Below are 26,993 nucleotides of genomic sequence, written 5' to 3' on the forward strand. Positions count from 1 at the left end.
GCCGGACGAACTCAAAAATGTCCGGCTTTTCTTATCTTTGAATTCTTACGAACCTTACCGTTTGATGGAAGTTATCAGATCGTTTTTTAATAAAATAAGGGCAATGTTCCAATTCATTGGGGCACAGCTTTCAACATTCATCAACCGTGTTGCATACAAGTTAACTTCGCTAGTTACGGGTAAGAACCGCGCCGATGCTTATTTTCAATCCTACCGAAACAAGAAAAGATCAATTCACGAATGGTGGCATAACACCATAGACGTGAATGCGGCTTATTACAGGCCGGTTATGATCCTCTGGAAAACATTCGTATACGGTTTCGTTACATTCGCCCTTTACATTTTTTGCGTTGAAACCAACTTCCTGTGGCTCATGGGAAGTATGCCGAGCGTAGAAGACCTTCAAAACCCGAAAGTGGCGCAATCTTCCGAAATTTATACGTCGGACGGTGTCATGATCGGCAAGTTCTATACAGAAAACAGGACGCCGGTTACAGCCAAAATGATCTCCCCCAACCTCGTGAAAGCATTGATTGCGACGGAGGATGTACGTTTTTACAAACATTCAGGGATTGACTACAAAGCTATGGCGAGCGTAGCCGTAGGCATTATCACTGGCGCAACAGACCGCGGAGGCGGCAGCACGATCACACAGCAATTAGCCAAAAAACTTTTCAAGACCCGTAAAACCGGCGCTCGCGGCTTGCTCGGTTCCATTCCTGGTTTCAGTACATTAATTTATAAGACCAAAGAATGGCTCACCGCCATTAAGCTTGAACGAAATTTTACGAAAGAAGAGATCCTGACCATGTATTTCAACACGGTGGATTATGGTAACAACACGTACGGGATCAACACGGCGGCACAATCCTATTTCAGCAAATCCCCGGACAGCCTTAACATTCAGGAATCGGCCGTTTTGGTTGGTTTACAGAAAGCTACGACAACCTATAACCCGATCCGTAACATGAAACGGTCGCTGGAAAGGCGTAATGTGGTGATTAATCAAATGCAGAAATATGGCTATATCTCGGCGAAGCAAGCGGATTCTATCAGTGCGTTGCCGATTGTTTTAAAGACAAAGTTCGAGACACCATACGATGGAAATGCCAATTATTTCAAGAATGCAGTAGTTGATTTTGTGAGAAAATGGGGTGAAGAAAATGGTTATGACCTTTATACGGATGGATTGAAGATTTACACCACGATCGATTCCCGCATGCAGGAAGCTGCCGAAGAGGCTATGGTGCAGAAAATGAAGCAATTGCAGCGCGTTTTCGAAGATCACTGGCGCAACCAGAATCCATGGCGCGATGAGCAGGGAAAAGAGATTACGGACTTCCTGGACAATGTTGTAAAACGCACCAGCAAATACAAATCACTCGCCGCCAAGTTTCCAAACCAACCGGACAGTATCAAATATTATCTGAACAAAAAAGATACTATGACTGTGTATGACTGGAAAAACAGCGGTGAAATGACGCAGTATTGGAGTTCAATGGACTCTTTGGAATACTATAAGCGGATTTTGCGCGCGGGAATGATGGCCATGCACCCGCAATCGGGCCAGATTAAGGCCTGGGTAGGCGGTTTGGATTACAATTATTTCAAATACGATGCAGTAAAGCAAGGCAAAAGGCAGCCGGGATCCACATTCAAGCCATTTGTATACACTACGGCCATCGACGATTCGACATTCAATATGTCACCGTGTGATCAGATCGTGGATAAGCCATTTGAAAAAATATACATGGAAGACGGCGAACAAAAGGAATGGAGGCCGCGGAATGCAACGGGCACATTCTCTTATGCAAATATGACATTGCGCCGCGCATTGGCACAATCCATCAACTCGGTAACTGCTGAACTCACGGATCAGGTTGGCCCTGCAAATGTGGCCCGCTATGCCAAGAAAATGGGGATTACCACACCGTTGAAACCATTGCCTTCCATCGGGCTTGGGCCATTTGACGTTTCGCTTTATGATATGGTGGCCGCTTATGGCGTTTTTGTCAATAACGGAACCTACACGCAGCCGATCCTGGTAACCAAAATTGAAGATAGCAACGGAAAAGTGATCGAAGAATTTCAGCCGGAACACCGCCAGGCCATTAGTGAAGAATCCGCGTTTTTAATGGTTCAAATGCTGAAAGGCGGCGTGGAAGAGCCGGGAGGAACTTCGGGGAGCATTCGCTGGAAGTTTGATGTGACTCGTAATGGCAACGAGCTGGGCGGCAAAACAGGAACGACTTCCAATAACTCCGACGGCTGGTTTATGTGCATCACGCGCGACCTGGTTGTAGGTGCCTGGGTGGGCGGCGACGACCGCAGCATTCACTTTCGATCCACCGATCTGGGGGAAGGCGCTAAAACAGCCCTACCGATCGTAGGAAGCTTTTTGGAGAAAATTTACAGGGATAAATCGCTGGCATTGGAGCCCGGACCATTCCCTAAGCCCACATTCAAAATCTCTAAAAATTACAACTGCCCGACGCAATGGGCGCCAGCTGCGAATGATTCGCTGGGCATTGGCGGTGACAGCACACCGGCCAAACGGAATGATGAAGATGACTTCCTGATCGGCCCGCCACCGATTCCGCTGGATACAGGAGGAAGAAACTAAGGAAGGAAATAATTGAATTCAAAAGACATTCTGGTTTAACCCGGAATGTCTTTTGTTTTTATAAATCCGTTCCGATCTTCAACACTTCCTTATACTGCATGCGATAAAGGTTAGCATAGAAACCTTCTTTTTCAAGCAATTGCTCGTGGTTACCTTCCTCAACGATCTCACCTTTATCCACAACAATGATCTTATCCGCTTCCTGGATTGTGGACAACCTGTGCGCAATCACAACAGCCGTGCGGCCTTTCATTAATTTTTCAATTGCCTTTTGAATCAATTCCTCCGTTTCACTGTCAACGGACGATGTTGCCTCATCCAGCACGATGATTTCCGGCTCATGCACCATGGCGCGCACAAACGAAATCAGCTGCCGCTGCCCTACCGAAAGCGTGGCGCCGCGCTCCATTACATTATAACTGTAACCACCTGGCAATCTTTCAATAAAATCATGAACGCCGACCAGTTTAGCTGCTTCAACGATCTTTTCGTGGGTAATGCTGCTGTCGCCCAGCCTGATGTTATTTTCGATCGTATCCGAAAACAGGAAAACATCCTGCAAAACAACGCCGATGTGCTTCCGGAGTGCATTAAGATCATAGTCATGAACTTCCACGCCGTCAATATAAATGTTCCCTTTGTTAATGTCGTAAAAGCGCGTCAAGAGGTTGATAATGGACGACTTACCTGCACCAGTTGCGCCTACGAAGGCAATGGTCTGCCCGGAATTGACGCTGAAATTGATATTTTTCAACACATATTCTTCTTCATTATAGGCAAACCAAACATCCTTGAAAGTCACATTTCCCTTAATGGATTCCGGTGCAAATGTGCCTTCGTTGGAAGTATATTCGTCACTATCAAGCACTTTCAGGATTCTGTCGGTGCTCACTATGCCCATTTGAAGTGTATTAAAACGGTCGGCAAGCTGACGAATAGGTCTGAAAAACAAGTTGATAAACATAACGAATGCGGTTACCGTCCCGAATGTGACTTCTGCATTCAAAATCTGTTTGGAACCATACCAAACCACCAGACCCGTTCCCGCAGCCGCTATCACATCCGCAACGGGAAAATAAATGGAATAATAAAGGATAGACCGGATGTTCGCGTCGCGGTGGACCTTGTTGATTTCCCTGAACTTCTTAAACTCAATGTCTTCGCTGCTAAAAATCTGCACGATACCAATGCCCGTCAAATGTTCCTGGACAAAGGAATTGAGGTTGGAAACAGCCGCACGCACCTCGTTAAAAGAATCTTTGATCTTCTCCTTGAAAATGTAAGTGCAAATCAGCATCAATGGAATGGTCGATAAGCTGATGATCGACAATTTCCAATCCGTGTAAAACATCACCGCAATGATAAGGACCAACTGCAAAATGTCCCCGGCAATAGCCGCCATACCATCACTGAAAACGTTGGAAAGCGTTTCCACATCCGAAATGGTGCGGGTTACGAGCCTTCCAATAGGCGTGTTATCAAAAAATTTAAGCCTTAAACCAATGATTTTCTGATACAGCTGGACCCGGATGTCTTTGATAATATGCTGCCCCAGCCACCCGGACATATAAGTATTCCAAAACTGCGCGAAGCCCTGCAGAATGGTTACGACGATCATAATACCCAGCATGACAGTCAATTGCGCATAATCTCCGTTCGCAATGGGCGTGTCAATGGTATATTTGATCAGCAGTGGTGTCAGCGGTGCAAGTAATGCATTGAGTAAGATGATGACAATCAGCAGATAGAACTGCTTTTCATACGGACGTACAAATGTATATAAGCGCCGTAATGTAGGAAGATCGAATATCTGGCCGCTTTTGGTTTCCTGATTCACCTGCTGAAATTAAATTGACAAAGTTTGTGACTGTGTTATTGACCAACAACGTAAAAGTAAAAAATGTCACCCGGGGATTAAAAATTCTGGCATTATAGTCGGTAAGGTGGTAGTTCTCTTGGTTTTCCGGCTTTTATGAGGGTTATTGAGTCAGCAAAATCACAGTCCATGGCTTTCGTTCCCGATGCAATTCCTGTACATTCCTTACCCAAAACACCTAGCCAGGTTCCTGCATTAAAGATCTTTCGTTTCAAAAACAGCGAAGGAAAATTAAGGGAATCGCCTGTTTCCCTGCCCATTACGCCCTTACCTACCGACACCCCGCACCGTCACACTTACTATGAGATCCTTTTTATAGAAGAAGGTGCTGGCTTTCACGAGATCGATTTCCATTCCTACAACATTCAGGGAGCCGGATTGCACTTCTTAACGCCCGGACAAGTGCATTTGCTCACATTCTCAACCTCATTCCAAGGTTACATCGTTGCCTTTTCCGAAGATTTTTACACTTTTTATAATCCCGTAAGCCCATCGCTGTCACAGCTTCCCTTTTTCCAGCCCGCACGCAAGCAGCCCATCATTACGCTTTCCGAGGCCGAGAAACGCTATTTTCATAACATTCTGGAAAACATGGTTTCGGATCACCTGGCATCCGAAACGGATCAGACGATGATCGGAAAGTATTTGGGTCTTATTCTGCAAAAATGTGCTTTCCTCGCACCAAAAAACATTCAGCCTGCCGAATCTGCTGTGCAAACCGTGCCGGAGCTGGTAGGAAGATTTCAGGAGTTGGTTGAGAAAAACTTTCGTCAAATGCATGAGGTTCAGCAGTATGCGCAGGAACTTTCTGTTTCGCCCGATTATTTAAGCAAGATCATTAAAAAATATCTCGGTACGCCTTCTCAGGAATACATTCTGGACAAACTGCTATTGGAAGCCAAAAGGCTGCTTGTATTTACCAATCTGAGCAGCAAGGAAATAGGCTACCACATTCACATGGACGATCCTTCTTATTTCAGCAGAATCTTCAAGAAGAAAACCGGGCTCACGCCCAACGAGTATCGCGATCATGTTCGGAAAAGTACCATTTAATAGCAAAAATGTACCTTGCCCCCGCCTGTATGGGCGGATATCTTTGTATTATCCAAAAATAAAATGGCTAAATAATACTATCGATATCCACTATGCAGATTCGCAACGATCTTACCGCCGCTTCGCTTCAGCCTAAAATTGACAAGCTCTGGCAGCTTTCCGCCGAGAAAATCAACCTTATTTCCCGGGAATACGACAATTCAAAAGGAACGCCCGTTTTCACAGTCAATGGCAAATATACATTGCGCGGCTGGACGGAATGGACACAAGGTTTCCAATATGGCGCGGAGGTTTTGCAGTTCGATGCAACGGGCGAAACGCAGTTTTTGGAAAGTGCCCGTAAGAACACGGTAAGCAGCATGGCTTCGCATGTTGGCCATTTCGGGGTGCATGACCATGGTTTCAATAATGTGAGCACTTACGGCAACTTATTAAGATTGATGAACGAAGGCCGCATTGAAGAAAACGAGTGGGAACGCAACTTTTACGAGATCGCCTTGAAAATTTCCGGCGCAGTTCAGGCCAAAAGATGGACGACCACAAAAGACGGACAAGGTTTTATCCATTCCTTCAACGGCCCGCACTCTCTATTTGTAGATACGATACGTTCGGTGCGTGCGCTGATGGTTTCGCACTTGCTAGGGCATAGCTTAATGGGTGAAAATGATGTTAAAACAAGCCTGCTCGAACGCGGCACATTGCATTCTATCGCCACCGCCAAATATGCCGTTTACTATGGCGAAGGCCGGGATAGTTATGACATATGGGGCCGCACGGCACATGAAAGCGTTTTTAACACCAACGATGGCAATTACCGCTGCCCCAATTCCCAGCAAGGTTTCTCCGGTTTCACCACCTGGACACGCGGACTTGCGTGGGCCATGGCGGGTTTCGCAGAACAATTGGAATCGCTTTCCAGCTTTTCTGACGAAGAACTGGCGCAACTGGGGGGCAGAGCAGAAATCGAGGAAATATATTTAAAAGGTGCAAAAGCAACCTGCGACTTCTACATTGATAACACCGCTTCCGACGGCATTCCTTACTGGGACACCGGCGCGCCGCAACTTTATAAATTAGGCGATTACACGTCTAGAACTTCCGATCCTTACAATGAATTTGAGCCCATAGACAGCTCCGCGGCAGCCATAGGCGCGCAAGGTTTGCTTCGTTTGGGAAAATATCTGAATGATAAGGGCGAAACGGAACAAGGAAAAAAATACTGGCAGGCAGGCTTAACGGCATTGGACTCGCTATTTGCAGAACCTTATTTATCAACTGACCCAACGCATCAGGGCTTGATCCTGCATTCGATCTACCACCGTCCGAATGGCTGGGACAACATTCCGGCAGGGCAAAAAATCCCTTGCGGCGAATCCAGTATGTGGGGCGATTACCATGCACGCGAAGTGGCGCTTTATGTAGACCGCATTAATAAAAACCTGCCTTACTACACTTATCTGGGCGCTGTTAAGTAATCGAAAATGGAAAATATAACATTAGACCGTTGCTGCATACACACCATTACGACGAAGCCTTGGGAGCTTTCGGAGGCGGTGGAGAACTATGCGGCAGCTGGTGTGAAAGGAATAAGTGTCTGGCAGAATGCAACCGAACGGATCGGCCCTCACCGTGCCGGAGAGCTGATCCGGTCTGCCGGGCTTGAAATCGTCTCTTACGTTCGTGGCGGATTTTTCCCCCATACGAGCAGCGCAGGACGTGCACAGGCCATTGATCACAACCGGAAGTTACTCGAAGAAGCCGCAGCTTTGGGTGCTCCCATGATCGTGCTCGTATGCGGCGCATCGCCCGATCAGTCCATGGAAAAGTCCCGCGAACAGATCAAGGAAGGCATTGCAGCCATTTTACCATTGGCCGAAAAACTGAAAGTGAAGCTGGCCATTGAGCCGCTGCATCCGATGTATGCTGCTGATCGATCAGCAATTAACACATTGGCACAGGCGAATGATATGGCTGAGTATTTTAATTCTCCGTATGTCGGCGTGGCGGTGGATGTGTATCATTTGTGGTGGGACGGCGACCTGGAAAAGGAAATCGCCCGTTGCGGTGCAAACGGAAACTTGCTGGCTTACCACGTTTGCGACTGGAAGGTCAACACCATTGATCTGCTGAATGACCGCGGGCTAATGGGCGAAGGCTGCATTGATCTTAAAAAGATCCGCGGATGGGTGGAAGCGACTGGTTTCAATGGCTTTTGTGAGGTGGAGATTTTCTCCAACATTCACTGGGCCAAGGATCAGCATTTGTTTTTGAGAGAGATTACAGAGGCATTTTTAAAAACTGTTTAAAATAAAAACATGACTACACATAACATTGGCATTATCATGAACGGCGTGACGGGCCGTATGGGAACGAATCAGCATTTATTAAGATCCATCAAAGCCATTATCGAGCAAGGCGGGGTGAAAATCTCGGCAGACGAAGTGATTATGCCGGATCCAATCCTGGTTGGTCGCAACGAAAGCAAGCTGCAATCGCTTTGCAAACAGTCCGGAATAGCGAAATACACAACGGATCTGGATTCTGTAATGTCTGATCCGCAGTATCAGATTTATTTTGATGCCCAGGTTACGGGTCGCCGCGCGGCTGCTGTGAAAAAAGCTATTCTTGCCGGAAAACACATTTATTGTGAAAAACCAACAGGCACAACGACCGAAGAAGCACTTGAACTTTATGAGCTTGCAACGGCCGCCGGTTTGAAAAATGGCGTTGTTCAGGACAAGCTATGGCTTCCCGGAATGCTGAAATTGAAGCGTTTAATGGAAAATGGTTTCTTTGGAAAAATCCTTTCCGTACGCGGAGAATTTGGTTACTGGGTTTTCGAAGGTCATAGCATTCCGGCGCAGCGTCCTTCCTGGAATTACCGGAAAGAAGACGATGGCGGCATTATCGTAGATATGCTTTGCCACTGGCGCTATGTTCTGGACAACCTTTTTGGCAAAGTAAAAGCTGTTTCCTGCCTCGGCGCCACGCACATTCCCGAGCGCATCGATGAAAATGGTAACCCATACAAAGCAACTGCCGACGACGCGTGCTATGCCACATTCGAGCTTGAAGATGACGTCATTGCGCAGTTCAACTCATCCTGGACCGTCCGCGTCCGCCGCGATGACCTGCTGACATTGCAAGTGGACGGAACGCACGGTTCCGCAGTCGCTGGCCTACGGGATTGCTACACGCAACATTACGGAAACACGCCAAAGCCAGTCTGGAACCCGGATATTCCACAACCAATCCCATTTTTTGAAGGTTGGGCGAAAGTGCCTGAGCAGGAAATTTTCGACAATGCATTCAAAGCGCAGTGGGAGCTTTTCTTGAAACACATTGTAAAAGACACGCCATTCCCATGGGATTTGAAAGCAGGGGCACGCGGTGTGCAACTGGCTGAAAAAGGCATTGAAAGCTGGGAAAAACGTCAGTGGGTTAACATTGAGGAATTATGAAAAACACGGCGTTAATCACCGGCGGAAGTCGTGGCATCGGCTTTGGGATCGCCAAAGCCCTTGCCAACGAAGGTTATAACCTCGCCATCAACGGAGTGCGCGATGAAGCTGGCGCAGCAGAAGCCCTGAACGAACTTAGAGAATTGGGTGCGGAAGTGGCTTACTGCCAGGGAAATATTGCCAATGCAGCCGATCGCGAGGCGATTATCGAGAAAGCCTATTCGGTTTTTGGACAAATTAATATTCTCGTAAATAATGCAGGAATCGCTCCGCGGGAACGACTGGATATCCTGGAAACGACTCCCGAAAATTTTCAGGAGGTTATGCAAACCAACCTTGAAGGGCCATTTTTCCTGACGCAGGCCATTGCAAAACGAATGGCACATGCGAAGCAAAATAACCACGCGTTTGAAGCGACGGTCGTTTTCGTGACTTCCATTTCGGCAACGGTTGCGTCTATAAACAGGGGTGAATATTGTATTTCGAAATCGGGCCTGGCGATGACGAATCTGCTTTTTGCAGTTCGTATGGCAGAGTTTAACATTCCCGTTTTCGAGATACGGCCAGGTATTATTGCCACGGATATGACTTCCAAAGTGCAGGAAAAATATGATAACCTGTTCCAGAGCGGCATCGCCTTGCAGCCACGCTGGGGAACGCCTGAGGACGTAGGAAAGGCCGTTGCATCGCTCACAAGAGGTGATTTCCCCTACTCCACCGGCCAGGTGATTGGTGTGGACGGCGGAATGTTGATTGATAGATTATAGCTTTCAAAGTAAACCAAATCACTTATGTCCGAACATTCCACTCCTCGCCCTAGCTTACTCTCACAATTGCTTCAAGTGCCGGTCATTGTGGCTGCGCTGGGCTATCTGGTCGACATGTACGACCTCTTCTTGTTCAGCGTAGTGCGCGTTCCAAGTTTGAAAGCGCTGAATGTGCCGACAGATCAGTTGCTCGGCGAAGGCATCCGGCTGCTCAATTATCAAATGGCCGGAATGCTCATTGGTGGCGTTTTATGGGGCGTTATTGCAGATAAAAAAGGACGGCTTTCAGTGCTTTTCGGATCTATTATCATGTATTCGCTTGCCAATATCGGGAACGGCTTTGTCACTTCGCTGGATCAATACGCGTTTCTACGTTTCATTGCGGGTGTGGGCCTTGCGGGAGAGCTGGGAGCGGGAATCACATTGGTAACCGAGGTTTTACCCAAAGAAATACGCGGTTACGGCACTACATTGGTTGCAACATTAGGCGTTCTCGGCGCTATCCTTGCCTATTTTGTGGCGGATATGTTTGCGTGGCGAATTTCCTATTTTGTTGGCGGCGGAATGGGCTTGCTATTGCTCGTATTGAGGTTCAATGTATTTGAATCGGGCATGTTCAAGCAGGTTAAGGAGCGAACTGTGGACCGCGGCAATGTTATGATGATTCTGACGAATGGGAAGCGTTTTGCCAAATATATGATGGCCATCCTGGTAGGGTTGCCCATCTGGTTTGTGGTTGGTATCCTGATCACATTTTCCCCCGAATTTGGCGCTGCAAAGGGAATTGAAGGAATCAATGCAGGAAAGGCGGTTATGCTGGCGTTTTCCGGACAAGTTTTCGGGGACATTTTCAGTGGTTTGTTAAGCCAATATCTGAAAAGCAGAAAGCGCGTAATTGGCTTGTTTATCATCCTTTCACTAACCATGATGGTTGGATATCTGATGATCCCGTCGCTCGATCTGTTTACATTCTATCTGATGTGCGCATTGTTAGGATTTTGCAACGGTTACTGGACCTTATTTATCACCATCGCCGCAGAACTTTTTGGAACCAACCTGCGTGCCACCGTGGCGACAACTGTTCCTAACTTTGTAAGAGGCGCTACGATCCCGCTGGCTGCATTGTTTGTCAGCTTCAAACCGGATCTCGGCGTCATCCAGAGTGCCCTGCTCATTGGCGTGGCCACGTCGCTGGTTGCATTGCTAGCCTTATATTTTTTAGAAGAAACATTTACAAAGGATATGGATTACGTGGAAAAGGAATAGTTCATACTCTTAATTGAAATTCTGCTAAAACGGCTCCTGCATTGCAGCGAGCCGTTTTTTTTAACACTTATTAACAGATTAGTAAGCAACACATGCCTCGTTCAAACCATCATTGAACCGAATTTAAGAAACCATTTAATTACTCATGAAAGATATAAACCACTCATTCATGTAAAGTTTCCACTCCTGTACTTTGTATTACATAGTACCGGGATTTGCGCCACCTTTGTTATGTCCTCAGAGACAAAAAGTAAATAAAATATTAGCCATAAAAATAAAATAAGCCATGAAAATCACAATCAAAACCTTCGCATTTGCCTTAGCATTAATCGCATCTTCATTTGCTGCCAACGCAGAAGACAAGGAAACCAAGAAAGCTTCAACATTCGGAACAGGAATTTACCCAACTAAAAGCGGTAAGATCAATGTTCTGGTGAACAAGGCAAATAACAACGCCAACACAGTGATTTTACTTAAAAACGAAGCTGGAATCGTTGTTTACCGCGAAACTGTCAGCAAAGACAACCAAAAATTCGGTCGCACATTGAACATGGACCAGATGGACGCAGGGAAATACGAACTGGACGTCATCAGCGGCAAAGAAATCCAATCCAAATCTTTCGAACTCTCGGAACAAAAATTGGAACGCTCTTTAACCGTCAAATAATTAGAACGTAAACCTTAAATTTTCAAGGCCTCCGGAAACCCGGAGGCCTTTTTTGTTTCCAAATGTCCGGTAACCGTTACTTTTTTAGAAGAATAGCGTCAAAAGGTTAAAATCCATTTTGATAGTTCTACTTTTTGTAGAACTTTTTAATTAAATTTAACTTCGCGATGCAGTTAGACGAAAAAAGAATCTTAACTAAGTGGCAACAAAAAAACCGCGGCAATCGCAGACTATTAGATGCAATTGACAAACTGATTTTTGATTTAGAGAATTCTGAATATGCTTCTTACACGCATTTACTGAAAGAACGTAAAGATGCGGATCAGGTGCATACTAAGGGCATTTTCTTCTTCAATGTTGAGAATGACCGTGTGCTGGTTGCGATCAAATTTGAGAAGAATCGAGCGATAGCGCTATGGATAGGCACACATAGCAGTTATGAAAAACTATTTAGGAACAACAAAACTACGATTGAAAAATGGCTAAGATCAAAGGGGCACATACGCTGAAAGAAACAGATATAAAATCAATGATTCGCAAAGGAGAGATCTCTTCCGAGTTAGAATTAGAACGCGCTTCACTTGCCGCCAGATTTCTCAGGCTTCAAGGTGAGGACCAACCAGAATTGGCTGCGCTAGAGCAACAATTAAGCACTTTAATTCGTGATTATGAATCGACAAACTGGGCCGATTTTAAGCTAGTCACAGAAAAACAAGTGAAAGATAGTAACCTGGCTGAAAAGCTCGCAGCTAGGGAGTTTAAGTTTTATAAACAAAGGCGCGAGCTGATCATCCAAACATTGAAACAAAATGGGCTCAATCAAAATGACTTATCCGCAATACTGGCACATAGCAAATCGTACACTTCCGAGCTGCTGAATGGGATCAGGTCTTTTTCAATGAATGACTTGGTCATTATCCATAAGCTCTTCAAAATAAAGTTGGAGGATCTTATTTTCACAGAGATAACTCCGAATGTAGAACTGAGGATAAGGGAAACATTTGAAAAAGCTGCCGAAAATACTTCAAAATCAAAAAAACCAGCACAGGTAACTTCTTTAATGAAAGCGCTTTATTCGTAAACACATTGTTGTTAAACAACTGCCTGTCAACAGATATGATCCTAATAGACGTCATTTACGAACCGGTTCGCAAAAATATTTATCAATAACTATTCACTCATTACTATGGACTCACGTCGCGATTTTCTTCAAAAATTAACCCTCGGAATTGGTGCAACCGCGCTAACCGACCTGCCCGCTGCTGCACGAGAGCTTTATGCCGGCCCAAAAGCAGACAAACAACTACGCGTCGCCATTATGGGACTTGGCAGTTATGGAACGCGGGTTGCGGATGCCATGAAAGATTGTAAAATGGCAACACTTGTGGGAGCCGTTTCGGGCACACCAGCCAAGATCGAAGATTGGAAAAAGAAATATAACATTCCTGAGAAGAACACTTACAATTACGATACGGTCAGTAAGATCAAGGACAATCCGGATATTGATCTCGTGTACATTACAACGCCTAACTCATTGCATTACAAGCATGTTTTGCAAATAGCTGCTGCCGGCAAACATGTTCTTTGTGAAAAACCCGTGGCTGACAATGCGAAACAGACGCGTGAAATGATCGCAGCATGCGAGAAAGCCGGAGTGAAATTTTACATTGGTTACCGCATGCATTTTGAACCGCACACCCGCGAACTGATCCGCATGCGTGAGGCTGGCGAGCTGGGTAAGATTATGCATGTAAACAATTATATGGGTTTCAAATCCGGCGATCCGAATCAATGGAGACTGAAAAAAGCGCTGGCTGGCGGCGGAGCGATGATGGACGTGGGCATTTACGCACTGAACGGCGCACGATATGCAACAGGTGAAGAGCCGATCTGGGTGACGGCGCAGGAAACGAAAACCGACCCGGTGAAATTCAAGGAAGTGGACGAAACGATCATGTTCCAGCTAGGCTTCCCCAGCGGCGTGGTGGCGAGTTGCGGCACGACCTACAACTTCAATAATTACGAAAGGCTTTATGTAATTGGCGAAAAAGGCTTTGTGGAACTAAGCCCGGCATTCAGCTACGGCCCGATCAAAGGCCGGACGCACAACGGACCAATGAATCAGCCCATAGTCACGCACCAGACGTTGCAAATGGATGGCATTGCCGACATTATCCTCAACAACAAGCCCGACCCCAATGTAAGCGGAGCCGAAGGATTAAAGGATATGATCGTTGTTGACGCCGTTTATGAATCAATCCGTAAAGGCGGTGCAAAAATCATGTTAGCAGGCAAATAGACATTCATAATCAGCATCGCCATGATAGTTTCGAAGTTGTTAAAGCAATGCATCTCCGTTCTCATGGTGATTCTTGCATTAAATACCAGTTGTAGTAAAAAAAACATCACCGCTTCCGGCGGCGGCGATATAGATAATCGGTTCAAAGTTATCGGCTATCTGCCAAACCGAACCGATCTTCTGGCGTCTGCCAAACAAATCGATTTTGGCAAAATCACCCACTTATACATTGCCTTCATTAATCCCGATTCCCTGGGGAATCTCACAGGAACTGGGAATCTCAAAGAAGTTGCCGCCCTGGCCCATTCCAAAAACGTCAGGATTATGGCATCTATCGGTGGCGGCGGCGCTCCGGACTATTATCCTTCTTTTTTAACAGGAGAAAAGAAAACAAAACTCATCAATGACCTTGTAAACCTGGCAGTTGATAACAATCTTGACGGCATTGACGTAGATCTGGAAGGCGCATTAATTGACGCCAATTACGAAAGCTTTGTAACCGATCTTGCAGCCCCTTTGAAACAAAAAAACAAACTCATCACAGCCGCCATCGCCACCGTTTACAAGGATCAATTTTCAGACAAAGCATTAGCCCAGTTCGATTTCGTCAACATCATGTCTTACGATCGCACCGGTCCATGGCGCCCCGACAAACCCGGCCCGCACGCCCCCTATTCCATGGCCGAAGAGGATCTCCAGTACTGGCTCGAAACGCGCAAAATCCCAAAAAATAAACTCACCCTGGGCGTTCCATTCTACGGCTACGGCTTCGGCGGCACCGCCCCGGAAAGCATGTCCTACAAAAACATCCTCCGACAATATCCCGACTCCGTTAATCAGGATCAGATGCATTTGAATGGTGGGATGGTTTACTACAATGGCCTAACGATGATTCGGAAAAAGACGGAGCTGGCGAAGCAGAAGGTTGGCGGGGTGATGATCTGGCAATTGTTGCAGGATTCGACTGGGGTGAAGTCGTTGCTTGGGGAGATTGATGGGGTGGTGAAGGGGAAGTGACCGTTAGAAAATAAATATGACCACTTAGGTAAATCTTACCGGCCCAAGGATAAAAGGTGCAAAGGATAACATGGCAAGCTGCACATGAAGCGCTATTTTTGGATTTTGCTATTTCCCAAACGAACACACTATAAATGATACCTGCTGATGATTTGAAACACATTGCCTTTGAGCGACTCTCGGATGCAGAGATCCTGTTCCGAGCGAAGCGATTTGACAGCGCCGTTTATCTGTGTGGTTATTGCATGGAGATTTACTTGAAGCACAAAATTTGCCAGACGCTTAACTGGCCGGGATTCCCATCTACCGGGAAGGATTTCGAAAAGTTCAAAAGTTTAAAAACACATGATTTGGGTGTACTTTTGTCCTTATCAGGTGCAGAAAACTTTGTATTAAAGGAGCACTTATTAAGTTGGTCTCCATTGCTGGAATGGAATCCAGAGTTTCGGTACCGCGTCGTGGGCACTGTTAGGGAAGAAGAGGCTGAGGAAATGATAGAGAGTGTTAAAACAATGATCCAAATTTTATGAGAGAGATTGTTAAAAAATTTATTCAAATAGAGGAAGAAACTGCTAGGGAGATGGGAGCTTACACGTTTTTTGCTTTGCTCTTGAGAGAAAATTCTGCAAATCGCTGGGATATTGTGGTAGCATCAAAATGGATTAACGAAGACAAGAGTGCTGCCCGAAGCTATTTAGCAAAAAAGGTTCAGGATGCATTGGACGTAACTGAAATTGTAAAAATCTCGCACATAGCCATTCTTGATAACGACCTGTTCGAGGTTCCTGAATTTCTTGAAGATGTTAATCTACAACACGGCTCCACAAGGTTTAAAGATGAGGAGTTTTCAGGGCAGCAAATTGAACGTGGTTATGTGATTACGATTAACAGCAACCAGGCCGCCTAACCTACACACCCAAACCTCATTCGTAACTACATAAGTAACCAACCCTCCTCCTCTGACTTTTACAGCCACCCGGGCTAACTTCATCCGGCATTATTTTGATATGAAAAAGTCAGCAGGTATTTATTCAATTTTTTCCGGGTTGGCAGCATTGCTGTTCCCGGCATTACTTTCAGCACAGATGATGGATTCAAAATCGATAGTAGCGCCCGGCGCACAGGTTGAGAAACTTGGCGACGGTTATAAATTTACAGAAGGCCCGGTTGCCGATCAGGATGGTAATGTGTTTTTCACAGATCAGCCCAACAATAAAATCGTTCGCTGGGACGCAGAAACAAATAAATTCTCCGTTTTCTCGGACAATGCAGGTCGTGCGAACGGCATGTATTTCGATAAAAAAGGAAACCTCGTGGCTTGTTCGGATGAGGACAATCAGGTTTGGTCCTTTGATAAAAACGGTAAGCCTACGGTGTTGGTAAAAGATTTCGAAGGCAAGCTTTTGAATGGCCCCAATGACCTTTGGATCGATCCGCAGGGAGGCATTTATCTGACAGACCCTTTATATAAAAGAGACTACTGGAAGCGCGATCCGAAAATGCAGCAGGATGGTGAGCACGTGTATTATCTTGATCCGAAAGGAAAAAATCTGATCAGAGTTGATGCCAACATTAAAAAACCAAACGGGATCATCGGCACGAAAGATGGCAGGACGTTGTATGTGGCGGACATTGGCGACAACAAGACCTACAAATACGACATTCAAAAAGACGGAACATTAACCAACCGGACGCTTTTTGTGCCAAAAGGATCTGATGGAATGATCCTCGACGCAGAAGGAAATCTTTACATTACGGGCAAGGGTGTTACCGTTTTCGATAAAAAAGGTGAACAAATTGCTCACTTCCCGATTCACAATGGTTGGACCGCAAATTTGTGTTTTGGCGGAAAAGACAATGATCTTCTTTTTGTAACGGCCGAAACAGCAGTTTACGGATTGAAAATGAAGGTTAAGGGTGTGAAATAATCTTGCAAACTACTTTGCAGGCGCTTTATTGAAACCATAACTTGCATGCTGAAAAACATTTGATACCAATATGTCTCAGCAAGCCAATAACCCATTTTTAACACCATATATCACCCCATTTCAGGTTCCGCCTTTCGACAAAGTGGAACCTGAACATTTTTTACCGGCTTTCGAGCAAGGCATGGCCAAGCAGCAAAATAGCATTGCGGCCATCCATTCCAATGAAGCGGAACCGACTTTTGAGAACACTGTTTTAGCATTGGAACGCACCGGCGAGCTGCTCAACAGGGTGAGTTCGGTGTTTTTCAATCTGGCATCCGCCCATACAAATCCTGAGATCGAAGCGCTTTCGAAAGACATTGCGCTGCAATTATCTAAGCATAGCGATGATATTTTCCTGAATGCCACGCTTTTTCAGCGTGTTAAAAAAATCAACGACACTCGCGATACGCTAAACCTGGATGCAGCCAGCAAGCGCTTGCTGGAGAAAACCTACAAAGCCTTTGTGCGGAGCGGCGCAAATCTGAGCGATGCGGATCAGGCCGAAATGCGGGACATTAACAAGCAATTATCCGTGCTAACTGTCCGTTTCGCCCAGAATTTGCTGGCTGAAACCAACAAATTTGAACTGATCATTCAGGATGAAACGCAGCTTTCTTGCTTGCCGGAGTTTCTCAAACTGAATGCTGCACAACTGGCTAAGGAGGCGGGCAAAGAAGGAAGCTGGAAGTTTACATTGCATCAACCCAGCGTGATGCCTTTTCTGCAATATGCTGATAACCGGGCACTTCGGGAGGAAATGTACAAAGCTTATACAAGTCGCTGCAACCACGACGACGACTTTGATAATAAGGATATCATCGTACAAATCACATCCCTGCGTGCCAAAAGGGCGAACTTACTCGGCTACCCAAATCACGCAGCCTATGTTTTGGAAGAAAGTATGGCCAAAATGACCTCTAATGTTTTCGATCTGCTGGATGGATTATGGAAAGCTGCATTGCCGGTGGCCAAATCCGAAGCATTGCAGATGCAGGCATTAATGAATAAGGAAGGAAACTCCGATGAACTGGAAGCGTGGGACTGGGCCTACTATGCAGATAAGGTCCGGAAGGAAAAGTACAATTACGACGCCGAAACCCTGAAACCTTACTTCCAACTCGCTAACGTCCGTGACGGCATTTTTCAGGTTGTGAAAAACCTGTATGGACTTACATTCACTGAAATCACCGACATTCCGAAATATCATGAAGATGTTACTGCCTATGAAGTAAGAGAGGCAAATGGCGATCTTACGGGTATTTTTTACATGGACTTCTTTACGCGAAATTCCAAAAGAGGCGGTGCCTGGATGACTTCTTACCGCAAACAAAGTGTGAAAGACGGCCAGCGCGTTGCTCCTATTGTGTCCATTGTTTGCAACTATGCTAAGCCAACCGGTGAAAATCCTGTTCTGTTGACCGCAGAGGAAGTAGAAACCTTCTTCCACGAATTCGGCCACGCGCTGCACGGTCTGCTTTCCGATGTTGAATTTGAATCATTATCCGGCACTTCGGTCCCCCGTGACTTTGTGGAATTGCCCTCCCAGATCATGGAACATTGGGCCTTCGAACCGGAAGTCCTCAAATTTTACGCAAAACATTACCAAACCGGCGAAACGATCCCCGACGAAGCAGTGGAAAAGATGAAAAATGCTTCGAAATTTAACCACGGCTTTGCTACGGTGGAATATCTTGCAGCTTCCATGCTGGACCTTTCTTATCACAGTATCAGCCCCGAAAAGCCCATCGATCCTGACACATTTGAACAACAACGGATGAAAGACGCAGGTCTGATCAGGCAGATTGCACCGCGTTACCGAAGCACATATTTCCAGCACATTTTTGCAGGCGGCTACTCTGCGGGCTATTACAGCTATATCTGGTCCGAAGTGCTGGACAGCGATGCGTTTGCAGCTTTCAAGGAAACAGGCAACATTTTCGATCCGGTTACGGCGCTTTCATTCCGAAAAAATATTCTGGAAAAAGGCGGCACAGAAGAGCCTGCGACGCTTTACAAATCCTTCCGCGGAAGAATGGCTGACGAAAAATATCTGCTGGAAAACAGGGGACTGGTAAAAGCATAAGCGCACATTGATCCAACGTGCACAAAAAGGAGTATATACGGCTAAGCGGAGGTTTGCTCAGGCCATTTTACCCTTTACTATGATCCATACTTTATTATCGGAAGTGTTGTTACAAAAATCAACCAGCCCGCTTGCTATGCGCTTCATTTTTGTCGTCTCATTACTGCTGTTTTCTATGGCCGTTTCCGCTCAGGAACGCGTAACGATCAGCGGTTTTGTGAAGGAAAAAGGCAGCCAGGAGCAGTTGCCGGGGGTTAATGTGTACATTGAAGGCACACCCTACGGAGCAGTTACCAACACGTATGGCTTTTATTCCCTGACCGTGCCGGCAGGCGACAGCGCAATGCTTTCCTTTTCATTTGTTGGTTACGAAAAAACGGATTTACGCGTCAGTCTGACTAAAAATCAGGAATTGAGTATTTTCCTGGCGACCATTAATCAACTGGAAGAAGTGGTCGTTTCGGCGCGTCGCCAGGAAGATTATGTGAGCCGGTCTGTGCAGATGAGCCAGATTGAGATTCCGATTGCTCAGTTGAAGAAAGTCCCTGCCTTTTTTGGCGAAAAAGACGTCTTACGCGTGCTCCAACTCATGCCCGGCGTTCAAAAAGGGACCGAGGGACAGACTGGGTTGTATGTGCGTGGCGGCGGGCCCGACCAGAACCTCATCATTCTCGACGATGCGGTTGTTTACAATGCCAATCACCTTTTCGGCTTCTTTTCCATTTTCAACAGTGATGCATTAAAAAGTGTAGAGCTCACCAAAGGCGGATTTCCGGCTCGCTATGGCGGCAGGCTCTCCTCGGTTTTGGAAATGAACATGAAAGAAGGAAGCAAGGATAAGCTGCACGGCGAAGGCGGGATCGGGCTCATATCGTCCAGACTTACACTGGAAGGACCTATTTCAAAAGGAAAATCTTCATTCCTGATCTCGGGACGCAGGACTTACATTGATTTGCTGGCCTCTCCATTTATTAAGCAGTCCCAAAAGGGCGATGAAAGCCAGGTAAGGCCAGGTTATTATTTTTATGATCTTAATGCAAAGATGAACTATGATCTCGGCCCTAAAGACAAGCTTTATGTAAGCGGATATTTTGGCAGGGATAAATTTTATGTAGAAGAAAAAAGCCCTGATTCCGAAACCCGGGCTGGCCTGGACTGGGGCAATGCAACGGCAACCATGCGCTGGAACCATTTGCTGAGCCAGAAACTCTTCGTTAATACATCATTCATTTTCAGCAATTTCAATTTCGGCGTTTCCAGTTATTCCAAGGACATTAACGGCGATGGGACGGTGCAGGATGAGTTTAGTCTGGAATACGATTCGCGGATCAGGGATTTCGGCTTAAAAACCGATTTTGATTTTTATCCGTCTGCCAAGCACGCGATCAAGTTTGGAGCACAGGTTACGCAGCATAAATTTATCCCTTCGGCGCTAGCAATTGAGGGCTCTTTTATTGATAATCCAATTGAAAGATCGGCAAAACCGATCAATACATTTGAGGCCGGTGCTTACGTGGAAGACACCTGGCAACCTTTTGAATCACTGAAAATGAATGCCGGCTTCCGGTTAAGCGCATTTCAAACCCAAACAAAAACTTACATCCGCCCCGAACCACGGTTTTCGGCAGCATTAAGGCTTGCAAAGGACTTTTCCGTAAAGGCCTCTTATGCCCAGATGAACCAATACGTGCATTTGCTTTCCAACACCGGATTAGGTCTGCCAACGGACCTTTGGGTGCCCACAACCGACCGCGTTGCCCCGCAGCAGTCGCAGCAGGTCGCGTTTGGTTTTGCCAAGGATCTGGAACGGCCCGCGCTTACATTGACATTGGAAGGCTATTATAAGGACATGAACCACATCCTAAATTACAAGGAAGGATCTTCGTTTTTGAGCATTAATGGTGAAAATGCCAATGAGCTGAGCTGGGAAGACAATGTTACGGCTGGAAAAGGCTGGTCATACGGAGGTGAATTTTTAATTCAGAAAAAAACAGGGAGACTTTCGGGCTGGGTAGGATATACATTGTCGTGGACCTACTGGAAATTCCCGGAATTGAATTTTGGTAAAACATTTTTCCCACGTTACGACCGCCGTCACGACCTTTCGGTGGTCGGGATCTACGAGCTCACCAAGCGCATAACCATCTCTTCAACATGGGTTTACGGAACAGGAAATGCATTAACATTGCCAATTGCAACTTACACGGGCGTGAGTGACAATTTCATCACCCGGATAAACCCGAACGGCAAACCGGCCATCGGCTGGAACGGGCCTATGGTAAGCGAATACGGCGCAAAAAACAGTTTCCGTGCAGAGCCTTTTCACCGGATGGATTTTGCCATTCAATTCCGTAAACAGAAAAAACGGCATGAAAGGACGTGGGAGTTTGGTGTGTACAATGTATACAATCGCAGAAACCCGTTTTTCTATGATATAGATAACGACGACGCGGATACAGGAACCAGCACCAACAACAAAAACACGCTCAAACGCTATTCACTGTTTCCGGTCCTTCCCTATTTCAGCTATAATTTTAAGTTCTAATTGCGCCGCCATGAGACTGCATTCTATCATTATTATACTCATTTCAATTTGCTTCTCAGCCTGCGAATCGCTGATTACGGACATTCCTGCGGATAAGCTGCCGAGAACAGAATCCAAGCTTGTTGTACAATCATTCATTTCACCGCAATCGCCGCACATTAATGTGGTGGTTACGGAATCTATTCCGCTCTTTACGGATTCAGGGAATAAAGGAGGCGTTATAAGAAATGCCTTGGTAAAAATTTCAGATGGGACCAAAGAAGTGGCCATTCCTTTTGATTCCGCCAGCACATTATACAGCATTGATACATCCGTTTTCCCCATTATAGCAGGGAAAACTTATTCACTTTTCGTTTCTGACGGCAATCGCGTAGCTACCGGCGTCTGTACGGTTCCTGCGGGCCAGGTGCTGGCCACTTCCTATAAGCTGGACACTTCCTTTTCGAGCAATATTTTTGAACAGGACACCGTGTTGACCGTTCAAATGAGCTGGACCGACGCTCCCCGGGATACCAATTATTATCGGGTAAGAAGCTCAGTTGATCTGGAATATAGTGTTGTTGAAGGCACAAGCGCGGAGACATTTAAAGAAAGGCGGGTGAAGAACCGTTTCAATTTTAATTGGGATGAAACCATTGGCCGTAATGATTACCAAAGCGACGCGAACCTGGATGGGGCTGAATTCACTTCACCCTTAGGCCGCACTGTCTTGCCGAATGTGATCGTTTACGATTATGGAAACGGCAATAAATTCACGTTGTATCCCAAGGCGAAGATTGCGATGGTAATGCTCGAAATTTACAACACCGACGTCCACTATTTCAAATATCACCGGTCGCTGGAAATGCGCGGCACTTCGGATAATCCATTTATCGAGCCGTCTTTGATTTACAGCAATATCAGCGGCGGCCTTGGTTGCTTTGCCGCCTACAATTCCGGGCAGGTTACTTATCGTCCCTGATCCCGGAAGCGCGCTGCATTCTACATTTTTGGCAAATTGAGGTCAAAGCACCTCAAAATGTTCATCTCTTTTTTACAACAATAACAGGAAATCTGTGCATTAATTAAAGCAGGTGCAATTTACCGGGAGTGACGCTGCAAGGCATACTTTTTTCGTGCGTCTGTTTCAAAAAGCACCACTATGCGTTTCGGCCGTTTTGAGGCAGCTGCCTTGCGGGCAGTAATATTTGACTTTCAAACAATAAAATTATCAATGTCAATTGTTGGCATTCGAAAGAAATACTAACCTTAAACCACTTTGTTATGGACTTGCAAGGCTCAGATCAAGATAAAGAACAAAAAAGACATCCGTCCAATAAAAACATGGACGAACCGGATACGCTTATTGAAACGCTCGAAGACTTACAGGCAGAGGGTTATACCTACGATTTCAATATGACCGCACACGCATTGGAATTGCATAAAGAGGACGGCATTTGCCTGACCCTTTCACCGGAGGACTTCGATATTATCAAGGTTTACCGTTTTGAGGGAATGACCAATCCATCCGATATGTCGATCCTCTATGCCATCGAATCGAAAGATGGGCTAAAAGGCACATTGGTAAGCAGTTATGGTGTTTATGCAGATGCAATGTCCAATGAGATGATCAAGAAACTCGATACACGCAGCTCGTTGATCGTGCATCACCCGGAGGAAGATGACATGGCGCATTAAGCCCATTTTCGGCCGTTTAGACCATTAGTTCAGATTAAGATGTTACTTTGCCATAGAGATGGCCGGGTAGCATCTTTTTTTGTAGACCAGCATTGCATGAAAGAGATTTTTGAGTTGGAAAGGTTTCTGATGAACGACCTGCCATACAAGTTCCTGGCAGAAGTGGTTGTGCGTTCAACGATCATGTTCGTAATTCTCCTGACCGCGCTTCGCGTGACCGGAAAGCGGGGGGTAAGACAGCTTTCGGTCTTTGAAACCGTCATTATCATTGCGTTGGGTTCCGCAGCCGGAGACCCGATGTTTTATGAAGATGTGGGTTTAATTCCTGCCCTTGTTGTATTTACGACCATTATCCTGCTTTACAGGTTTGTAACCTGGCTTACAGGGAAAAGTGTTTGGTTTGAAAAACTGATTGAAGGCAAAACGGTTTGCCTGATCCACGAAGGCCGGTTTTCCATCAGCGCATTTAAGAAAGAAACATTGGCACAAGATGAATTTTTCTCTGAATTGCGCGTGAAAAGTATCTCACATTTAGGACAGGTTTGCAGCGCTTATCTCGAACCCTCGGGAGAAGTCAGCGTCTTCTTTTATCCTGATAATGAAGTGAAATACGGATTGCCGCTGCTGCCCGACCTTTATAATGCGAAGAGCAAGAAGATCTTCAAAGATGGATTTCATGCCTGTGCGTTTTGCGGAAATGTTGAAAAATTGGCCATAGGGGCAGCCGTTTGTCCGGTATGTGAAAGAGAAGAATGGGTTTTTGCCATTAAGACATCCAGATTAAGTTAGTAAAAACAGCCCTTTGAGCTGGCACGGGTATTTAATCATGTTTAACAAAAAAATTTAAACGCATACTATTATGCATATGGTAGAATTGACCGACGACTTAATAAAATCTGCCGAGGAGCGATCTGCCGGACAGGCTTACCCTTATTTCGTCAAAAACCTGAAAGCCATCGGTGTTGACAATTATGAAATTAAGGTAGGAAACCACAGACGTACTTATACATCCGTTATTGGTGATAAGCTGGTGATTGAAGGCGACATTCCAGAGTTTGAATGTGCAGAAACATTTGAGCTGGAAGCTGTGAAAACGGCCATCAAACGCAATCAGGAGGGGGTTACCGACTATCCTACATTCCTGCGCGAAATAGGCGCTGCGGGCATACATACATATGTGGCTGACCTGGCGGGTATGAAGGTTATTTATCAGGGACCCAATTCGGAATATGAATATGAAGAAGCGATTCCGGAAGTTTAAAAGGACTTGATACGCTTGTTCATTTCGTGTAAATGATCGTCCGTGAAATCCAGGTGGGTAACAAAGCGGACGAGGTTTTTCCCAAAAGTCACAGCCAGGATCCCCTGCTGAGCCAATTTATTTACATAGTCAATCTCTGAAATGCCTTCGCCGAGCCGGATAATGACAATGTTGGTGTCAACAGGAAAAATCTCTTCCACTTCGGGCAAATGCCGGAACATTTCACCGATAGCCCTTGCCCGGGCGTGATCTTTTTTGAGCCTTTCAACATGATGATCCAGCGCATACATGCCTGCCGCTGCCAGGAATCCGGCCTGACGCCAGCCACCGCCCATTACTTTACGGAAACGTCTTGCCTTTTTTATCACTTCATGAGTCCCCAAAAGCAGCGATCCAACCGGGCAGCCCAATCCTTTTGAAAGACAAATACTAATGCTGTCAAAGGCCTGACCATATTGCAAAGGGCTTTCACCCGTTTCAACCAATGCATTGAAAAGCCGTGCTCCGTCGAGATGCAGGGGAATTTTTTTATCCCGACAAACCCTCTTAATGGCTTCAATTTCAACTAAATCATAATAACAGCCGCCGCCTTTGTTCATCGTATTTTCCAGGGAAACGAGGCGGGTTACCGTTGAATGAATGTCGTGCTCGGGGCTTATCGCTCCTGCAACTTGCTGTGCTGTGAGCCTGCCACGATCGCCGTCCAGCAGTTTCACGGACGACAGCGCATTAAGCATGATGCCACCGCCTTCGTATAAGTAAATGTGCGAGTATTTGTCACAGATCACATCGCTGCCCGGTTGTGTATGCACGCGGATCGCCAGCTGATTAGTCATTGTTCCGGACGGACAGAAAAGTGCTTCTTCCATGCCAAAAAGCTTTGCTGCCTTTTCCTGCAAGGCGTTCACCGTCGGATCATCGCCCAATACATCGTCACCCACTTCGGCCGCCCACATGGCTTGCTGCATTTCCTTCGTTGGCTTCGTGACTGTATCGCTGCGCAGGTCAATTTTCATATTCGGACTCAGATTTTAAATAATATGCAAAAGTATGCGCATATATTGCGAAAAAATCGGGATAATGGAATTTGAAGCATATTTAAGGTTAAAAAAAATTGATCCGCAAACATTCAGCACGTTAGACCCCGACCGGTATGCGGAATGGAAATCGCTGTTTGTCACCATGCATCCCGAAAGTTTTACCGCGCAAAAAAAATTCCTGGTCAACGAAATCCGGAGACGCTATCATTTGAAAGAAGACGTTTCGAAGCCGCAATAACTTAGCCTTTCATATCTTCCATCAGCTTCATTAGTATCCCAACTGTTTTTTCGGTTTGTTCCTTACTCGGCGTCGTATCCCAATTCCCGACGATCCCATTGCTGCCAATGTAAATGCCGTCTTTCCGGGAAATGAAGTTTGCACCCTGTGTATACAACTTGTAATTCACGTCACTTTGCGGGATCAAGCAAGAAAGCTGGCCGGAAACGGGCGTCAATTCCTGATCATTGAATACGGGTTTTGCACCGAGCCCCATGCAGTTTACCACCACTTTTTCGGGTAATGCATCAATATCTTCCAGTTTTTTGATCTCGTGGATTTTGACTTTGCCGCCGAACATGACGAAATCTTCCAGCTGATGCCGCAGGTAACTCGGAATGTTAAACATTAAATTCGTCCGTCTGGTAACGTGGTCCGCTTTGAACGGATGTTCTTTTGCTTCGAGCTTTACGCGTTCAGGAATCAGACCGTGTATTTCAAAATCCTCTCCGCCGGCGCCGGGTGTGTAGACAGGCATTTGTTTAAAAACCCCATATTCCTCGGCCCAGCAAGCAATGTCATTCAATCCCAGAAAGAACTGAAACCGGCGGAACGAAAAGCGTGTCGCCTCTTCCCAAATCGCCTTGAACTCGGGCTTGGCCACCTTTACATCGCAAACGCGAGAAGCAGGCGACCATGTTCCGGTTGCCAGGTTACTGGTAATGTTTGGGGGAACGTCCTTCGTATAAATGGTTACTTCGCAACCGCTTTCCTGCAAGAGACGCGCCGTTGCAATGCCAACGGTTCCGCAGCCTATTACGGCCACTTTCTTTTCGTTGGTTGCCAGCACATTATTACGGGCAATGTTCCCTGTTCCCCACGAAAGTGACCAGCCGCTGCCGCCATGCCCGTAGTTATGGACAATGGTTTTACTGCCCAATTGCTCCACGTCCAATCGCGGCCCCGACGCCCTGAACGGCCGCAGACCAACCGTTTCCTTCACAATGCGGTCCATTGAAAGCCGTAATTTTGGAATCTGATGATAACCGCGGCCAATGTGGAAATGTTTGTCTGGGTAATATAGCTGGGTTTTAGGTGCACAGGATGAGGCGATGGTGCCTAATGCAAAACTGGCGGGAATGGCTTTCTCGAAAAAATTTCTGCGGTTCAT

General features: G+C 46.1%; 25 protein-coding genes. 22 read left to right on the top strand and 3 right to left on the bottom strand.

Annotation, left to right across the window (positions count from 1 at the left end):
• Window positions 1-64: 64 nt before the first annotated feature.
• Window positions 65-2,623, top strand: a complete 2,559-nt coding sequence (locus NFI80_RS13385) for a penicillin-binding protein 1A (protein WP_374759636.1) — start codon at window positions 65-67, stop codon at window positions 2,621-2,623.
• Window positions 2,624-2,681: 58 nt separating this feature from the next.
• Here the strand turns inward: NFI80_RS13385 and NFI80_RS13390 are convergent, their stop codons facing one another.
• Complete coding sequence (locus NFI80_RS13390) at window positions 2,682-4,460, bottom strand: ABC transporter ATP-binding protein (RefSeq protein WP_235157849.1); 1,779 nt, start codon at window positions 4,458-4,460, stop codon at window positions 2,682-2,684.
• 168 nt (window positions 4,461-4,628) lie between these two features.
• On the opposite strand from NFI80_RS13390, the gene NFI80_RS13395 reads away from it, so the two are divergent.
• The 20 genes from NFI80_RS13395 (at window position 4,629) to NFI80_RS13490 (ending at window position 24,565) form a co-directional block, all read left to right on the top strand.
• Window positions 4,629-5,552, top strand: a complete 924-nt coding sequence (locus tag NFI80_RS13395) for a helix-turn-helix domain-containing protein (RefSeq protein WP_233795497.1) — start codon at window positions 4,629-4,631, stop codon at window positions 5,550-5,552.
• A gap of 92 nt (window positions 5,553-5,644) precedes the next feature.
• Window positions 5,645-7,027 (top strand): glycosyl hydrolase, encoded by a 1,383-nt coding sequence (locus tag NFI80_RS13400; RefSeq protein WP_235162755.1) that lies wholly within the window; start codon window positions 5,645-5,647, stop codon window positions 7,025-7,027.
• 6 nt (window positions 7,028-7,033) lie between these two features.
• Window positions 7,034-7,858, top strand: coding sequence for a sugar phosphate isomerase/epimerase family protein (locus NFI80_RS13405; protein WP_235162754.1), 825 nt, complete (start codon window positions 7,034-7,036; stop codon window positions 7,856-7,858).
• 9 nt (window positions 7,859-7,867) lie between these two features.
• Window positions 7,868-9,013, top strand: a complete 1,146-nt coding sequence (locus tag NFI80_RS13410) for a Gfo/Idh/MocA family protein (RefSeq protein WP_233795494.1) — start codon at window positions 7,868-7,870, stop codon at window positions 9,011-9,013.
• Window positions 9,010-9,780: a 3-ketoacyl-ACP reductase gene (locus tag NFI80_RS13415; protein ID WP_235162753.1), complete on the top strand. Its 771-nt coding sequence runs from the start codon at window positions 9,010-9,012 to the stop codon at window positions 9,778-9,780. Before NFI80_RS13410 ends, NFI80_RS13415 begins: the two co-directional genes overlap by 4 nt.
• A gap of 24 nt (window positions 9,781-9,804) precedes the next feature.
• Window positions 9,805-11,046: an MFS transporter gene (locus NFI80_RS13420; protein ID WP_235162752.1), complete on the top strand. Its 1,242-nt coding sequence runs from the start codon at window positions 9,805-9,807 to the stop codon at window positions 11,044-11,046.
• Window positions 11,047-11,332: 286 nt separating this feature from the next.
• On the top strand, window positions 11,333-11,713 hold the full coding sequence (locus tag NFI80_RS13425) for a hypothetical protein (protein ID WP_235162751.1): 381 nt from the start codon (window positions 11,333-11,335) through the stop codon (window positions 11,711-11,713).
• A 167-nt stretch (window positions 11,714-11,880) separates the two neighbouring features.
• Window positions 11,881-12,222 carry a type II toxin-antitoxin system HigB family toxin gene (locus tag NFI80_RS13430; protein ID WP_235157831.1) on the top strand — a complete coding sequence of 114 codons (342 nt, stop codon included), beginning with the start codon at window positions 11,881-11,883 and terminating at the stop codon, window positions 12,220-12,222.
• The gene (locus NFI80_RS13435) at window positions 12,192-12,794 is read left to right on the top strand and encodes a transcriptional regulator (RefSeq protein ID WP_235162750.1); all 603 of its coding nucleotides are present in this window, start codon (window positions 12,192-12,194) and stop codon (window positions 12,792-12,794) included. The genes NFI80_RS13430 and NFI80_RS13435 overlap by 31 nt, the downstream gene beginning before the upstream one ends.
• A 105-nt stretch (window positions 12,795-12,899) precedes the next feature.
• Complete coding sequence (locus tag NFI80_RS13440) at window positions 12,900-14,012, top strand: Gfo/Idh/MocA family protein (RefSeq protein ID WP_235162749.1); 1,113 nt, start codon at window positions 12,900-12,902, stop codon at window positions 14,010-14,012.
• Window positions 14,013-14,033: 21 nt separating this feature from the next.
• Window positions 14,034-15,029 (top strand): glycosyl hydrolase family 18 protein, encoded by a 996-nt coding sequence (locus NFI80_RS13445; RefSeq protein WP_235162748.1) that lies wholly within the window; start codon window positions 14,034-14,036, stop codon window positions 15,027-15,029.
• A 152-nt stretch (window positions 15,030-15,181) separates the two neighbouring features.
• On the top strand, window positions 15,182-15,559 hold the full coding sequence (locus NFI80_RS13450) for a HEPN domain-containing protein (protein WP_254414147.1): 378 nt from the start codon (window positions 15,182-15,184) through the stop codon (window positions 15,557-15,559).
• Complete coding sequence (locus NFI80_RS13455; protein ID WP_235162746.1) at window positions 15,556-15,936, top strand: hypothetical protein; 381 nt, start codon at window positions 15,556-15,558, stop codon at window positions 15,934-15,936. The genes NFI80_RS13450 and NFI80_RS13455 overlap by 4 nt, the downstream gene beginning before the upstream one ends.
• Before the next feature lie 100 nt (window positions 15,937-16,036).
• Window positions 16,037-16,957 carry an SMP-30/gluconolactonase/LRE family protein gene (locus tag NFI80_RS13460; RefSeq protein WP_235162745.1) on the top strand — a complete coding sequence of 307 codons (921 nt, stop codon included), beginning with the start codon at window positions 16,037-16,039 and terminating at the stop codon, window positions 16,955-16,957.
• 70 nt (window positions 16,958-17,027) lie between these two features.
• Window positions 17,028-19,082, top strand: coding sequence for a M3 family metallopeptidase (locus NFI80_RS13465; protein ID WP_235162744.1), 2,055 nt, complete (start codon window positions 17,028-17,030; stop codon window positions 19,080-19,082).
• A 136-nt stretch (window positions 19,083-19,218) separates the two neighbouring features.
• Window positions 19,219-21,627: a TonB-dependent receptor gene (locus tag NFI80_RS13470; RefSeq protein ID WP_233796327.1), complete on the top strand. Its 2,409-nt coding sequence runs from the start codon at window positions 19,219-19,221 to the stop codon at window positions 21,625-21,627.
• 10 nt (window positions 21,628-21,637) lie between these two features.
• A complete protein-coding gene (locus NFI80_RS13475; RefSeq protein WP_235162743.1) occupies window positions 21,638-22,588 on the top strand; it encodes a DUF4249 domain-containing protein in 951 nt (316 codons plus the stop codon).
• A 302-nt stretch (window positions 22,589-22,890) separates the two neighbouring features.
• A complete protein-coding gene (locus NFI80_RS13480; RefSeq protein WP_233795481.1) occupies window positions 22,891-23,304 on the top strand; it encodes a hypothetical protein in 414 nt (137 codons plus the stop codon).
• 96 nt (window positions 23,305-23,400) lie between these two features.
• Window positions 23,401-24,093, top strand: coding sequence for a DUF421 domain-containing protein (locus NFI80_RS13485; RefSeq protein WP_235162742.1), 693 nt, complete (start codon window positions 23,401-23,403; stop codon window positions 24,091-24,093).
• 70 nt (window positions 24,094-24,163) lie between these two features.
• Window positions 24,164-24,565 (top strand): DUF1398 family protein, encoded by a 402-nt coding sequence (locus tag NFI80_RS13490; RefSeq protein WP_233795479.1) that lies wholly within the window; start codon window positions 24,164-24,166, stop codon window positions 24,563-24,565.
• Here the strand turns inward: NFI80_RS13490 and NFI80_RS13495 are convergent.
• On the bottom strand, window positions 24,562-25,581 hold the full coding sequence (locus NFI80_RS13495) for a threonine aldolase family protein (protein ID WP_235162741.1): 1,020 nt from the start codon (window positions 25,579-25,581) through the stop codon (window positions 24,562-24,564). The two genes, NFI80_RS13490 and NFI80_RS13495, sit on opposite strands and share 4 nt — an antisense overlap.
• A gap of 64 nt (window positions 25,582-25,645) precedes the next feature.
• Here NFI80_RS13495 and NFI80_RS13500 point away from each other — a divergent pair, with 64 nt between their 5' ends.
• Window positions 25,646-25,843, top strand: a complete 198-nt coding sequence (locus NFI80_RS13500; protein ID WP_235162740.1) for a hypothetical protein — start codon at window positions 25,646-25,648, stop codon at window positions 25,841-25,843.
• A 1-nt stretch (window position 25,844) separates the two neighbouring features.
• Here NFI80_RS13500 and NFI80_RS13505 read toward each other — a convergent pair whose 3' ends face one another.
• On the bottom strand, window positions 25,845-26,993 hold the full coding sequence (locus NFI80_RS13505; protein ID WP_235162739.1) for an FAD-dependent oxidoreductase: 1,149 nt from the start codon (window positions 26,991-26,993) through the stop codon (window positions 25,845-25,847).

Origin of the sequence: Dyadobacter chenhuakuii, from assembly GCF_023821985.2 — a bacterium.
Lineage (GTDB): Bacteria > Bacteroidota > Bacteroidia > Cytophagales > Spirosomataceae > Dyadobacter > Dyadobacter chenhuakuii.

Excerpts from the sequence above, each read along its gene's own strand:
- NFI80_RS13385 (WP_374759636.1), top strand. The coding sequence starts at position 65 with ATGGAAGTTATCAGATCGTTTTTTAATAAAATAAGGGCAATGTTCCAA.
- NFI80_RS13395 (WP_233795497.1), top strand. The coding sequence starts at position 4,629 with ATGGCTTTCGTTCCCGATGCAATTCCTGTACATTCCTTACCCAAAACA.
- NFI80_RS13400 (WP_235162755.1), top strand. The coding sequence starts at position 5,645 with ATGCAGATTCGCAACGATCTTACCGCCGCTTCGCTTCAGCCTAAAATT.
- NFI80_RS13405 (WP_235162754.1), top strand. The coding sequence starts at position 7,034 with ATGGAAAATATAACATTAGACCGTTGCTGCATACACACCATTACGACG.
- NFI80_RS13410 (WP_233795494.1), top strand. The coding sequence starts at position 7,868 with ATGACTACACATAACATTGGCATTATCATGAACGGCGTGACGGGCCGT.
- NFI80_RS13415 (WP_235162753.1), top strand. The coding sequence starts at position 9,010 with ATGAAAAACACGGCGTTAATCACCGGCGGAAGTCGTGGCATCGGCTTT.
- NFI80_RS13420 (WP_235162752.1), top strand. The coding sequence starts at position 9,805 with ATGTCCGAACATTCCACTCCTCGCCCTAGCTTACTCTCACAATTGCTT.
- NFI80_RS13425 (WP_235162751.1), top strand. The coding sequence starts at position 11,333 with ATGAAAATCACAATCAAAACCTTCGCATTTGCCTTAGCATTAATCGCA.
- NFI80_RS13430 (WP_235157831.1), top strand. The coding sequence starts at position 11,881 with ATGCAGTTAGACGAAAAAAGAATCTTAACTAAGTGGCAACAAAAAAAC.
- NFI80_RS13435 (WP_235162750.1), top strand. The coding sequence starts at position 12,192 with ATGGCTAAGATCAAAGGGGCACATACGCTGAAAGAAACAGATATAAAA.
- NFI80_RS13440 (WP_235162749.1), top strand. The coding sequence starts at position 12,900 with ATGGACTCACGTCGCGATTTTCTTCAAAAATTAACCCTCGGAATTGGT.
- NFI80_RS13445 (WP_235162748.1), top strand. The coding sequence starts at position 14,034 with ATGATAGTTTCGAAGTTGTTAAAGCAATGCATCTCCGTTCTCATGGTG.
- NFI80_RS13455 (WP_235162746.1), top strand. The coding sequence starts at position 15,556 with ATGAGAGAGATTGTTAAAAAATTTATTCAAATAGAGGAAGAAACTGCT.
- NFI80_RS13460 (WP_235162745.1), top strand. The coding sequence starts at position 16,037 with ATGAAAAAGTCAGCAGGTATTTATTCAATTTTTTCCGGGTTGGCAGCA.
- NFI80_RS13465 (WP_235162744.1), top strand. The coding sequence starts at position 17,028 with ATGTCTCAGCAAGCCAATAACCCATTTTTAACACCATATATCACCCCA.
- NFI80_RS13470 (WP_233796327.1), top strand. The coding sequence starts at position 19,219 with ATGCGCTTCATTTTTGTCGTCTCATTACTGCTGTTTTCTATGGCCGTT.
- NFI80_RS13475 (WP_235162743.1), top strand. The coding sequence starts at position 21,638 with ATGAGACTGCATTCTATCATTATTATACTCATTTCAATTTGCTTCTCA.
- NFI80_RS13480 (WP_233795481.1), top strand. The coding sequence starts at position 22,891 with ATGGACTTGCAAGGCTCAGATCAAGATAAAGAACAAAAAAGACATCCG.
- NFI80_RS13485 (WP_235162742.1), top strand. The coding sequence starts at position 23,401 with ATGAAAGAGATTTTTGAGTTGGAAAGGTTTCTGATGAACGACCTGCCA.
- NFI80_RS13490 (WP_233795479.1), top strand. The coding sequence starts at position 24,164 with ATGCATATGGTAGAATTGACCGACGACTTAATAAAATCTGCCGAGGAG.
- NFI80_RS13495 (WP_235162741.1), bottom strand. The coding sequence starts at position 25,581 with ATGAAAATTGACCTGCGCAGCGATACAGTCACGAAGCCAACGAAGGAA.
- NFI80_RS13500 (WP_235162740.1), top strand. The coding sequence starts at position 25,646 with ATGGAATTTGAAGCATATTTAAGGTTAAAAAAAATTGATCCGCAAACA.
- NFI80_RS13505 (WP_235162739.1), bottom strand. The coding sequence starts at position 26,993 with ATGAACCGCAGAAATTTTTTCGAGAAAGCCATTCCCGCCAGTTTTGCA.